Source organism: Pseudotenacibaculum sp. MALMAid0570 (genome assembly GCF_040151415.1).
Lineage (GTDB): Bacteria > Bacteroidota > Bacteroidia > Flavobacteriales > Flavobacteriaceae > Polaribacter.
Map to the genome: position 1 here is coordinate 242,129 of NZ_JBDKWF010000044.1, position 12,438 is coordinate 254,566.

Below are 12,438 nucleotides of genomic sequence, written 5' to 3' on the forward strand. Positions count from 1 at the left end.
TAGCAATTTTTATCGGATATTAATGTATAATTAAATTATGACTTATTTTTTTTTAGTGCAATTTTCAAGTTGTCATACCGTGCTACTTTTCTTCTGAACTTTCGGTAAGCATCATACTCTTCTTTTGGGTAGAGTCCGTGTTTAACAAGCAATTCTTTTTTATATAGTAAGGTAGCATCATCTTGCTTTTCTACAGACATTTTGTAGGTTCCAAACTTTGTAGTTACATCAATAGCATTGGGCAAAACTACAACAGAATATCCTTCTGGTAGTTTAATGGTGTATTCATCTACATCTTTGTAACCTCTAGTGACTTTTAAAGGAAGCTTTCTGTTTCGGTATCTTTTAGGTACAAAACTATTTTTATTAAAGGCATTTATTCTAAAAATAAACTCATCGTTGTTTACAGATGCATAGTTATTAGCAACAAGATTTAGCTCTTCTGTAAATTGAATTGAATCTCTATCATTGGTTAATTTTATGGAATTAACTTCAAGGTTGTTATTGTATCCCCAAACATTACTTTTGTAATGTTCTATTTGTTCTGTTTTAGATTTGTCTTCTAAGAAAAAAGAACTATCATATTGAATTCCTTCTGATTTTCTTATTAACTCTGCGCTTAAATTTCCTTTGGGATCAAACGTAACGGTTGCTTTTGTTGTTTGAAGGTTGTGTTCATCTAAATATGCAGGAGTTCTTTTGATAATACCACCTTCTGGAGTTACAACAAGTACATCTCTGTTATCTGTAAAGTCTCCTAAAAATCCAAAAGGCATCACCTGGCTTGTACATTCTAACCAGATATCTTCTCCTTGATTCGGTATATTTAAGATTACGTGATTTCCTTGCATAGAAAAAAAATCTTTCTCTACACTTTTTTCTGTAGACCCTGCCCATACGATTGAATAATGAGAAACTACATTAACTGCATCTAATAAGGCTTTGGTATAATTTGTCAAACCTTTACAATCTCCGTATCCAACTTTATCTACTTGATTTGCAGCAATAGGTTTCCAGCCGCCTATACCTTCCTGAACGCTGATATAACGCGTTTTATTTTGAACATATTGGTAAATTATTTTTGCTTTTTCTATATCACTTTCAACTCCTTCTACCATTTTTATAATTTTAGCCCTAATTTCTTCTGAAACTTTATCTTTACCATTAAGGAGATAATCATATCTCCATTTCCCAAACTCTTCCCAATTATTAGCTTTTCCTTTTATATTCTTTAAAGAAAATTCGTTTAATCCAACTAACAGATTAGGCATAATACTTTCAAAAGAAACACTCATGCTTTCATATTTAACTGCTTTAAAATTTTTTAAGTTAAAATGAACAGAATTGGACGATATGTTTTTTACAATCTCATTCCCTTTGAATTGATTTTCTTTTGTTCTTATTTTTAAACCAATATTATTACTAAACCTATAATTACTATTTTCCACTGATAAATTATAACTTTTCACTGGAAACCATTTAGGTATAAACCCAGTAGAACTACTTTCAAATTCATATTCTAAAACAAAAGTATATGGAAATGAAATCGGTATATAATCGTAATATTTAACTCTTGAATCAGAGTATAATGTTCCTCCGTCAACAGCACTTATATCAATAAATTTGTTCTTGCTTACTCTTTTTATTTCTATTCCAGAAGCATTGTAAATTGTAAGTTTTAACTTTTTTATTTTTCTATCATTGTCATACCCCACAGAAGTATCATAATGCTGGTCATGACCAATTTTATTTAGAATAGTTATTACCTGTTTTACTTTGACATTCATTTTATTTATTGCCAAAACACTAACATTCATTGTTTCTGTTCTTAGAACTGAATTTGCATTCTCTTTTAACTCGGCAGGAATTGTTGAAGCCATCAGATTAGACTCTTGACTAAAAAGGCTTGAACTAACCAGCAAAAAGAAAAGAAACGGAAATAGCAATTTTTTCTTTTTCATACGTTTGGTTTGCATGTTAATTGATTGCAAGATAAAAAAATAACCCAAGGTTTAAAACCTTGGGTTAGAATCTTTGTATTTCTAAATCTTGCTATGCCTTCGTTCTTACTTCAAAAGACATTTCTACTAGATCATCGATAAACTTATCTTTTAAATTGTCAAAAAATCTCTTCGACTTATGCTTTACATTAAAATCAGCTCTATCAATATTAAATGTTTCACTTTTAAAAACATGTACGCCATTTTCTTGTGACAATGTAGCTGGAATTGTAATGCTCTTTGTTACATCTTTAATTGTTAAGTTTCCTGTAACTGCTAATTTTCCTTCTTTTTCTTCTACAGAAGTGATTACGAATTTAGATGTTGGGTATTTAGTTACATCAAAGAAATCTTCATTGCTTAAATGCGCTACTAACTTGGCGCCATATTCTGGACTTTTAATGTCTAAATTCTTGATAGAACTCATATCTACTAAAAATTCACCAGAACTAATTTTTCCGTTCTCAACTACTAAAGAGCTTTCTTTTAAAGCTACTGTCCCATTATGAGCACCTCCAGGTTTTGTACCTTTCCAACTTAATAATGATGCAGATAAATCTACATTGTTTTGTGCTACTGCCTTTTCAACTTTTACTTCTTCTTTAACTTCTAGCTTTTCTTTCTTTTCTCCTTTACAAGAAATTATCACGGTAGAAATTGCCACTATTGCAATAAGTACTTTTTTCATTTTCGGTTATAATTAATTAGTGTTTAAAATTTATATGGCAAATATACATTAAAATATTTTCCATGGAAAATAAATTATTTATTTTTTATCTTTTGTATCTATAACAATAGTTACTGGCCCGTCATTTAGGAGTTCTACTTTCATGTCTGCACCAAATTCTCCAGTTTGCACTTCTCGCTGAATATCGATTTGAAATTGTGAAACAAACTTTTCATACAAAGGAATTGCTACATTGGGTTTAGCTGCTTTAATGTAACTGGGTCTGTTTCCCTTTTTTGTAGAGGCGTGTAGTGTGAATTGACTTACAACAATAGCTTCTCCATTTACATCAAGTAAGGATGTATTCATCACACCGTTTTCATCATTAAAAATGCGAAGGTTTGCAATCTTTTTTGACAGCCAATCTATATCTTCTTTTGTATCGGCATCTTCAATTCCTAAAAGGATTAAGAGTCCTTGTTGAATGTTTGCAACTTTTTTGTGATTGATTGTTACACTTGCTTTTGAAACTCGTTGTATTACTGCTTTCATACTATTCGTTTTCCCAAGTATCCGTTCTATAATGTTCTTCTTCTCCTTCTAAAATTTGCAGATAACTTTTGTAACGAGACCATGAAACTTCTTCTTCATCTAAAGCTTCTTTTACTGCGCATTGCGGCTCATTCACATGAATACAATTGTTAAACTTACAATGCTCTTTTAAAGCAAAGAACTCAGGAAAGTAGTCTCCCAGTTCTTCTTTGTCCATATCAACTACTCCAAAACCTTTAATTCCTGGTGTATCTATAATCTTTGCTCCAAAGCTTAAATCAAACATTTCTGCAAATGTTGTTGTGTGCTGCCCTTGTTTGTGTTGTTCTGAAATTTCTTTAGTTTTCAAATCCAATCCAGGTTCAATTGCATTAATTAATGTTGTTTTCCCCACTCCAGAATGCCCTGAGAACATACTCACTTTTCCTTTCATAAGGTCTTTTACCTCATCTACATTTGTTTTTTCTATTGAAGAAACTTCGATGCATTTGTAACCAATAGGCTCATAAATATCTTTGAGATATAAAATTTCGGCTCGCTCTTCAATTGCATAAGTATCTATTTTATTAAAAACTAAAATTACTTCAATAGAATATGCTTCTGCAGTTGCTAAAAACCGATCTATAAAAGTTGTTAAAGTAGGTGGATTGTTGATTGTAACAAGTAAAAAAACTTGATCTATATTAGACGCAATAATATGAGTTTGCTTAGAAAGGTTAACCGATTTACGAACGATGTAGTTTTTCCTTTCATGAATTTTAGTGATAATTCCTACTTCTTCATCGCCAATAGTTTCTAATTCAAAATCAACTTCATCTCCAACAGCAATTGGATTGGTACTTTTGATTCCTTTGATACGAAATTTTCCTTTAATTCTACATTTATGAAGGTGTTCTGTATCAGATTTTACCCAATACCAACTTCCAGTTGATTTATATACAGTTCCTATCATTCAAACATCATTTATTGTATTGGCATCATTTTTGTCTACCTTAGACAATCATTTAACATAAAACAAATATCATGAAAAAATTCTATTTAGTAATTGCCCTTTTGGGATGTATGTATACTGCTGAAGCTCAGGTATATGAATACAAGGTTATCACAAGTGTAGAGTCTATTGTTACCAGTGGACTAGGAAGATCTCGTATCATTTCTGCTAATGATGAGCGCAATTACAAAGATTTTACTTCTGAAAGAACAGATGGAAAATCGAAAAAAGACAAAAGAAACAAATCTAGCCGATCTGAAATTCGTGTAAAGAATTTTGAAGAAACGAAATTATTAAACTTCTTTAACTTAGGAGGTATTCGTTTCCAAAACATTGCTGCTAATGATGCTGTAATTACTTCTAAAATTAACTCTATGGTTGAAGAAGGCTGGGAGCTTGCCTTTGTAACCAGCGCTGTTGAGAGTTATGGAGGAAAAGGAGATAATAACGGAATCTTTATTACCCGTTATGTTTTTAAAAGAAAGAAATCATAAAAAAAGCGGCTTGAGCCGCTTTTTTTTTATCCGTTAATTATATTCTTTTGGTGATTGATTGATTCTTGGTGTATTGCTTTAAATACTTTTAACACAAACTCTTCACTCAAATTATTTTCTTCTCCTTCTAAAATCATCTTACCTAGAATTTCATTCCATCTTCTCGATTGTAGAATGGCAACATTCTTTTGCTTTTTCAAATCTCCAATTTGATCAGCAATTTGCATTCTTTTTCCTAAGGTTTCTATCAGTTGATGATCGACTACATCTATCTGAGTACGTAATGTGTTTAGTGCATTTCTATAATCTGCTTCTGTATCAGTTGATTTACGAATCTTAAGGTCTACCATCATTTGAATTAAACTATCTGGTGTGATTTGTTGTTTTGCATCAGACCAAGCATTGTCAGGATCATAATGAGTTTCTACCATCAAACCATCAAAGTTCAGATCTAGTGCTGTTTGACAAATATCAAAAATGATATCTCTTCTTCCGGCAATATGTGAAGGATCACAAATAAGTGGTAAATCTGGGAATCTATTTTGCAATTCGATAGGAATCTGCCAGTTTGGATTGTTTCTGTATCTTGTTTTCTCGTAAGTAGAGAATCCTCTATGAATTGCGCCTAATTTTTTAATATCGGATGTATACAAACGCTCTATGGCTCCTAACCATAATGGTAAATCTGGATTTACAGGATTCTTAACCAGTACAATTTTATCGGTTCCTTTTAATGCGTCTGCAATTTCTTGAACAATAAACGGACTTACCGTTGTTCTGGCTCCTAACCATAAAATATCTACATCGTATTCTAATGCTAAATCTACATGGTTTGGATTGGCAACTTCTGTAGAGATTAACATTCCTGTTTCTTCTTTTGCCTTCTTTAACCACTTTAATCCCAGCGCTCCTACTCCTTCAAAATTTCCGGGTCTTGTTCTGGGTTTCCAGATTCCGGCTCTTAATACTGTAGCGTCTGTATTTTTTAAATCATGTGCAATTTTCAATACTTGTTCTTCTGTCTCTGCACTACATGGTCCGCCAATTACTAATGGGTGATCTAACCCAAAATCATTTAACCAACCTTTCAGTTCTTTCTTGTTTTCCATTGTTTTTTAGTTGTCTTATTTTATTCCGTTTAAAATATTTTTAATGTGATTCGTATTTTCCATTTCTTCATAGATTGCCTCAAAGTTTTCTTGTTGCATAAGTGTTTTGAATTTTTGCAAATTGCCAATATATTCTTCTAAGGTTTCTATAACATTTGTTTTGTTCTGTTCAAAAATAGGTGTCCACATTGCAGGTGAACTTTTTGCTAGTCGAACTGTAGATTCAAATCCACTTCCTGCCATATCAAAAATGTCGCGTTCGTTTTTCTCTTTTTCAATTACTGTTTTTCCTAACATAAAAGAGCTTATATGTGATAAGTGCGATACATAAGCTATATGTTTATCGTGTGAAACTGGATCCATATAACGGATTCTCATTCCTATTTTTGAAAATATTTCTAATGCTTTTTCTTGTAATTTAAAGGCTGTTTTTTCTACTTCGCAAATGATATTGGTCTTTTGCTTGTATAATCCTTTAATTGCTGCTGTTGGTCCTGAAAATTCAGTTCCTGCAATAGGATGAGACGCTAAAAAGTTTCTTCTTTTTGGGTGATCTTTTACACTATTGCAAATATCTTGTTTGGTTGAACCCGCATCAATTACCAGTGTATTATCGTTTACTTTATCTAAGATATTAGACAATAAACCTAATGTTGTATCAACAGGAATGGTAACAAAAACAATATCTGCTTTTGAAAGATCTTCTAAAGTAGCTTCTTCATGAATTACTCCGTAAGCTATTGCTTCTTTTATATGCGTTGGATTTTTATCTACACCAAAAATTTTAGCTTCTGTATAATTCTCTTGAATGTCTAAAGCAAAACTTCCTCCAATCAATCCGGTTCCTATGATAAATACTTTCATGTTCAATTATCAGTTATCAATTTTAAATGATCAATATTCAATGATCATTGATTTTTCTTAACTATAGTCTTCTATTTTGCTAATTCTATCATCCTTAAAGAAAAAAATACTCTTTCCGCTGATATTCATTTCTTGTCCTTTCTTCATCTTTTCACCAAGATTAACTTTTAAGGTAGCTTTGTAACTTACAAAAGCAATACAGTGATCATCTTTATGTTCTATACTCAAGATTTCTTTTCTCCTTTTTGAAAACATTTCAGGGCCTCTTTGCGCTTGTTTTTTAAATGCTTTTACCCCTTCTAATTTCATAGTCAATTCGTCTTTCACATAATTTTCAAAAACAATTTTTGAATGTAAAGGGAGTAACATTTTCTTCATATTAAAGGTATTGTATCCTTTGATATACATATCGATTAAATCGCGTTGCTTTTTCATAATTCTATAGTCTATTTAATGCTTGTTTTAATTGTTCTTCTGATACACATAAAGAAAATCGAATATACCCTTCGCCATTGCTTCCAAAGATTGATCCTGGAGCCACAAAAATATTTTTATCGTACAAAAGTTCATCAATTACAGTCTCTGATTTCTTCCCATCAGGAAGTTTTGCCCATACGAACATTCCTGAAGCATTAGTATCATAACTACAATTTAATGCATCTGCCATTTTCCAAACAAGTGCTCTTCTTCGTCTGTATTGGGTATTCATTTTTTCAAACCAGTCTTGATCTAATTTTAAAGCTGCAATAGCTCCTTTTTGAATTCCGTAGAACATTCCTGAATCCATTTGAGTTTTTACTCGTAACACATCTTGCAAATGAGATTTGCTACCTAACAACATCCCAACACGCCAACCAGCCATATTAAATGTTTTACTAAGTGAGTTTAACTCTAAGGCAACTTCTTTTGCTCCTTCTATCTCTAAAATACTTAGTGGATTTTCATTCAGGATAAAACTGTACGGGTTGTCATTTACGATTAAAATGTTATGTTTTTTTCCAAAAGCAATTAGCTTTTCAAATAGTACTTTGGTTCCTTTTGCTCCTGTTGGCATATGAGGATAACTCACCCACATTATCTTTACTTTGGACAAGTCTCTTTTTTCCAGTGCATTAAAATCAGGTTGCCAATTATTTTCTAATGTTAGATCATAAAATACTGGAGTTGCTTCTGCTAAATGTGTTACTGAAGTATAGGTTGGATATCCAGGATTTGGAATTAACACTTCATCTCCTTTGTTTAAAAAAGCCATAGAAATATGAAGGATTCCTTCTTTGCTTCCCATTAATGGTAAAATCTCAGTGTCTGAATTTAAATGAACATTGTAATTCTTTTGATAAAAATTTGCTACAGCATTTCTAAATTCTGGCAATCCTTGATAACTCTGATATTTGTGTGCTCCTAGTTCTGTAACTGCTTCTTGAATTGCTGTTACTACTTCTTGTGGAGGATTTATATCCGGACTTCCAATACCTATATTTATAATGGGTTTTCCTTGAGCTACTAATCCTCTTACTTCCTTTAATTTCTTAGAGAAGTAATACTCTTGTATGTTTTGTAATCTGTTTGCTGGATTTCTCATGATATCCCGTTATTGTATTCTCCTAATATTTTAAATTCTTCCGCCATAATCTCTATAATAGCTTTTGCTTTTGTATAGTCTTCATACTGATCAAAGGTAACATCTACAAAAAAAGCATATTTCCAAGGCGTTTCTATTTTGGGTAGTGATTGAATCTTTGTTAAATTTAACTTACAATCACTCATCACATTTAACATAGCGGCTAAGCTTCCTCTTTTATGATCTAGCTCAAATTTTAATGATGCTTTGTTTACTTTCTTATTGTTTCGAGCATCTTCAGTTGCTATCTTTTGAACAATAACAAATCGAGTAGCATTATTCTTAATGGTTTGAATTTCATCTTCAAGCACTTCTAAATTAAATATTTCTGAAGCTACTTTAGGCGCAATGGCTGCAACGTTTTTTAATTGATTCTTAGAGATGCGTTCGGCAACTTCGGCTGTATCTACATCTTCTACCAATTTGATATGTTTGTATTGCTTGAAGAATTCTTTGCACTGAAGTAAAGCCATAGGATGTGAACATACTTCTTGAATATCTTCTAGATTTTGATTGGGTAAAGCCATTAAGTGATGGTGAATATTTAAATAGTATTCGCCACAAATGGTAAGTTTGTTCTGATCGATTAATGCATAGTTAGGAATAATAGACCCTGCAATGGTGTTCTCTAAAGCCATAATTCCATAATCACAATCACCAGAATTCAAGCAATCTACCAAACTATCAAAAGATAAGAAACCTTGAATCTTTGCATCACTACCAAAATAGTTCTGTGCCACAATGTAATGGTTAGATCCTTTAATTCCTTGTATTGCTATTTTCTTCATTTTATTGCAAAAAAAAAGCCTCGAAAATCGAGACTTTATACTGTTATATTTATATTACATATACGCACAAAGTCTCAGCTTCTATTAAAAAAATAAAAGAAGAAATAAAAACCTTGCCAAACGCGTTGTAAACTCATTGTTGTTATATTACTCGACAAATCTATGTATTAAATTGAAATAAACAAATATTCATGTATTGATTTTTAAGCCTAAGCATTATTTCTATGAAAAACACATATTTACATGGTTATTTTTACAACTTTCTTAATTTGAAGTTCAATAACCTATTTACTATTAACATATTATAAATGCCTGATAATAGTTTTATAGAGTTTGAAGAATATTTCAAAGAAAAATTAGAGAGAAAAATTAATAAATAGAGCTTATACTACTAATACTTCTTCAAATACTCAAGGTATTCGTCACTAAAATCAACTTTTATTTCTACCCATAAGGGAAGATGATCGCTTACTTGAAAGGTTTTCCATTTCTCGTAATACGATTTTAATTTATCTTCACTTTGTTGGACCTCTTTTAATCCTACAATTTGTCGCTCTAATTTATTTTTAGCAGTTTTTGAAGTAGCTTCTGCCAAATCGTTTTCAGCCTTTTTTATTTTTGACTTGATTCTGTCTAACATCACAGGTTTGTACATTTCATAATCTTCCTCTCGAAATACACTATTAAAAAATTGCACTACTCTATCATCTCGTTTTGGCTCTACTAATTCTAGTTCGTTCTTACGAGATAAGAATGAGATTTGGTCATAAAATTTAGTTTGATCTTTGTTACTTCCAACTCTGTTACTCACAACTTTAAACCCTCTTTTTTTCAGCGCATTATACCCATCACTTCCTTTGGCCTTGATATTAAAATCTCCTACCAGAATATGATTGGCATCACTGTTTTTGGCTTCTTTAGCAATATAGCGTGCTACAGTATCAATCTCTTTCACTCTGCGTTCATATTGTGGTGTATTTCCTTGATTGGACCCAAAATAAATATGAACTGTAGAAAACTGGAACTTGAACCAACCAGACTGAAAAGTCACTCCAAAAGGTGTACGTGAGAATTGTCTGTTTTTCTTTCCGTCGCTAATTAACAATTTATCTGGCAGCACAATTTCTCCAGCAACGCCTGTAAAACGTACTTTATTCTTATTGTAGATAAATCCTAATCGCTCATTGTTTCCTCCCAAGCTTGAGTGTGTAACATCAGTCATAATGTAATCATAATTCCGTCCGACGATTTTTAACAATCTATCTAAAGGCCATAAATCTGCACAGACTTCTTGAATAGCAATGACATCAAATCTTGAAATGATTTCTGCTAAGTAGTAAAAAGATTCCGTAAGACGTGGTCCAAAGTTGAATCGATCATCATCAAAATTACGGATGTTCCAGGTTCCAAGAATTAAGGATTCTGTAGCTTTTTTTGTTGGAAATTTTTCGGCTTCTAATTGCTCTCGAATTCGTTGAATTCCGGCTATAGTTCTAAGGCGTTCTGATTTGGTTACTCGTTTAAGTGGCTTATAGTAGGGCATGATTCTAAAATATTGATGAACAAGCCATTAAGTTACATCAAATCTAAAAGCGGTGTATAGGGGAAAATACCTGAATTTTTTGCTTGGTTGATTACTTCATCAACAATAATTTATCGCCGCCACGAAAACAGGAAAGATAGATGTCGGGCTTCCCATCATTGTTAAAATCTGCTACTTCTATATCGACAATAATACTGGTAATGGGAGTTTCTAGCCATTGCTTGGTTTGCTCTTTAAAATTGCCTTTGCCATCATTAATCCCGATGGCAAGTCCGTCTAGCTTGGCTAACAATAAATCTTGATCTCCATCATTATCAATATCAAAAAAATCGGCATCTAAGGTTCCAGAAACCCCATTGAATTGCAATCGCTCACTTCCTTGCTCGACATATTTTCCATTTTCATTGATCAACAATCGTTGTATGGGATTTTTTCTTGTAAACATCATCACATTGGCAAAATACATATCCAAATCGCCATCATTGTCTATATCTGCGAAATCTGCTTCACGAGTTTCTTCGGAAATACCACTGGTAAAAACACTTTCAGTGACATCTGTAAAGATTCCTTTTCCATTGTTTTGCAGTAATCGATTGTCATCTTCGTTTCCTACTAACAGGTCGAGATCTCCATCATTATCGTAATCACCTACTTCAATATCTTGGGTAACATCCGCAATTGCAGGCAATCTTTTCTGAGTTTCATCCACCAGTGTTCCTTTGTTATTTTTTATGTAGTTGTTTTGACCGTTGTTCCCTACGATAAAATCTACCCAGCCGTCTCCGTCAAAATCTCCTTTGATCAATGCATTTGAAACGCCTTCTACTGGAAACTTATCGGAAACATCTTCAAATGTTTTATCCTTTTTTTGGAGATACCATTCGTTCTTTTTATCGTCTTCAGTCACAAAAAGGATGTCTAGCAAACCGTCTTTGTTTACGTCAACTACCATCACATCTTCAGAATCGTGATAAGGATAGTAATTGTATGGTTTTGATGTTCTCGTTGCTTTTTTATCAGGTAGTAGATTCGATCCATTGGAAAAACGGCCTTTGCCATCATTGAGTAAAATCATGTTTTTGTAAAACTCAACCGCGATGATAATATCAAGATCACCATCTGCATCGATATCTACAATTTGTGCATCCATAGAATTGTATCCGGATTTGGCAATGGGCGGCAAATGCGTTGCGCTGACATCTTTCAATGATTGCCCGTATAAGTTAAATGTTACAATACCTAATATAAAGAGTAAAATTCGTTTCATATAAGGCCTTAAGATACAGGTTGCAGATGAAATTGTTGCTTAGTGTTTTGTTAAAATTAAAATTGGTTGGAGTTTTTATACACCTCATTATAATAGCAATCCTTATTGAAATTCTCTCTATAGATCTATAAGTAAAAAAGAAAAAGCCTCTCAAAATTTTGAGAGGCTTTTTGCGGTCTGGACGAGATTGACAAGCAAAGCTTGCCGGACCCAAGTAGGTGGTCCTGCAAAAGCCAACCACAGTGTGGTTGAGTTTTTTCTTTTTGACACTTATGAAAATCAATTCTCAACGTATCAAAAAGAAAAAGCCTCTCAAAATTTTGAGAGGCTTTTGCGGTCTGGACGGTTAGATAACCTAATATTTTAATGTTTATAGCTACTTCCTAAGGAGTACTTCCAAAGTTGATTATTTATTATTCTTGAATATAAGTGAATTGATTCAATAAGTTGTAAATAGCTTATAAATCAAGAACATATTAAAAAATCACCTTAAGGAGATTAACTACAAAATTGAGATGCACAATACTAAAAAGTATTGATGC

Annotated in this window: 12 protein-coding genes; 1 reads left to right on the forward strand and 11 read right to left on the reverse strand. The window is 32.4% G+C overall.

Annotated features, from left to right (window positions below; genetic code table 11):
• Positions 1 to 35: 35 nt before the first annotated feature.
• The 4 genes from AAON49_RS03200 to rsgA all read right to left on the reverse strand — a co-directional run bounded on the left by AAON49_RS03200 (position 36) and on the right by rsgA (position 4,171).
• Complete coding sequence (locus AAON49_RS03200) at positions 36 to 1,961, reverse strand: DUF3858 domain-containing protein (protein ID WP_349552599.1); 1,926 nt, start codon at positions 1,959 to 1,961, stop codon at positions 36 to 38.
• 91 nt (positions 1,962 to 2,052) lie between these two features.
• A complete protein-coding gene (locus AAON49_RS03205; protein ID WP_349552601.1) occupies positions 2,053 to 2,688 on the reverse strand; it encodes a YceI family protein in 636 nt (211 codons plus the stop codon).
• 78 nt (positions 2,689 to 2,766) lie between these two features.
• Positions 2,767 to 3,219, reverse strand: coding sequence for a D-aminoacyl-tRNA deacylase (gene dtd / locus AAON49_RS03210; protein WP_349552603.1), 453 nt, complete (start codon positions 3,217 to 3,219; stop codon positions 2,767 to 2,769).
• A 1-nt stretch (position 3,220) separates the two neighbouring features.
• Positions 3,221 to 4,171 carry a ribosome small subunit-dependent GTPase A gene (gene rsgA / locus AAON49_RS03215; RefSeq protein WP_349552604.1) on the reverse strand — a complete coding sequence of 317 codons (951 nt, stop codon included), beginning with the start codon at positions 4,169 to 4,171 and terminating at the stop codon, positions 3,221 to 3,223.
• A gap of 71 nt (positions 4,172 to 4,242) precedes the next feature.
• Here rsgA and AAON49_RS03220 point away from each other — a divergent pair, with 71 nt between their 5' ends.
• The gene (locus AAON49_RS03220) at positions 4,243 to 4,704 is read left to right on the forward strand and encodes a hypothetical protein (RefSeq protein ID WP_349552605.1); all 462 of its coding nucleotides are present in this window, start codon (positions 4,243 to 4,245) and stop codon (positions 4,702 to 4,704) included.
• 26 nt (positions 4,705 to 4,730) lie between these two features.
• Here the strand turns inward: AAON49_RS03220 and AAON49_RS03225 are convergent, their stop codons facing one another.
• The 7 genes from AAON49_RS03225 to AAON49_RS03255 form a co-directional block, all read right to left on the reverse strand.
• Positions 4,731 to 5,813, reverse strand: coding sequence for a chorismate mutase (locus tag AAON49_RS03225; RefSeq protein ID WP_349552607.1), 1,083 nt, complete (start codon positions 5,811 to 5,813; stop codon positions 4,731 to 4,733).
• 15 nt (positions 5,814 to 5,828) lie between these two features.
• Positions 5,829 to 6,677 carry a prephenate dehydrogenase gene (locus AAON49_RS03230; protein ID WP_349552609.1) on the reverse strand — a complete coding sequence of 283 codons (849 nt, stop codon included), beginning with the start codon at positions 6,675 to 6,677 and terminating at the stop codon, positions 5,829 to 5,831.
• Between the two features lie 57 nt (positions 6,678 to 6,734).
• The gene (locus tag AAON49_RS03235) at positions 6,735 to 7,112 is read right to left on the reverse strand and encodes a nuclear transport factor 2 family protein (protein ID WP_349552610.1); all 378 of its coding nucleotides are present in this window, start codon (positions 7,110 to 7,112) and stop codon (positions 6,735 to 6,737) included.
• Positions 7,113 to 7,116: 4 nt separating this feature from the next.
• Positions 7,117 to 8,259, reverse strand: coding sequence for a pyridoxal phosphate-dependent aminotransferase (locus tag AAON49_RS03240; protein ID WP_349552612.1), 1,143 nt, complete (start codon positions 8,257 to 8,259; stop codon positions 7,117 to 7,119).
• Positions 8,256 to 9,086, reverse strand: a complete 831-nt coding sequence (locus tag AAON49_RS03245) for a prephenate dehydratase (protein ID WP_349552613.1) — start codon at positions 9,084 to 9,086, stop codon at positions 8,256 to 8,258. The genes AAON49_RS03240 and AAON49_RS03245 overlap by 4 nt, the downstream gene beginning before the upstream one ends.
• A gap of 391 nt (positions 9,087 to 9,477) precedes the next feature.
• Positions 9,478 to 10,629, reverse strand: coding sequence for an endonuclease/exonuclease/phosphatase family protein (locus AAON49_RS03250; protein ID WP_349552615.1), 1,152 nt, complete (start codon positions 10,627 to 10,629; stop codon positions 9,478 to 9,480).
• Between the two features lie 91 nt (positions 10,630 to 10,720).
• On the reverse strand, positions 10,721 to 11,896 hold the full coding sequence (locus AAON49_RS03255; protein WP_349552616.1) for an FG-GAP repeat domain-containing protein: 1,176 nt from the start codon (positions 11,894 to 11,896) through the stop codon (positions 10,721 to 10,723).
• Positions 11,897 to 12,438: the final 542 nt, after the last annotated feature.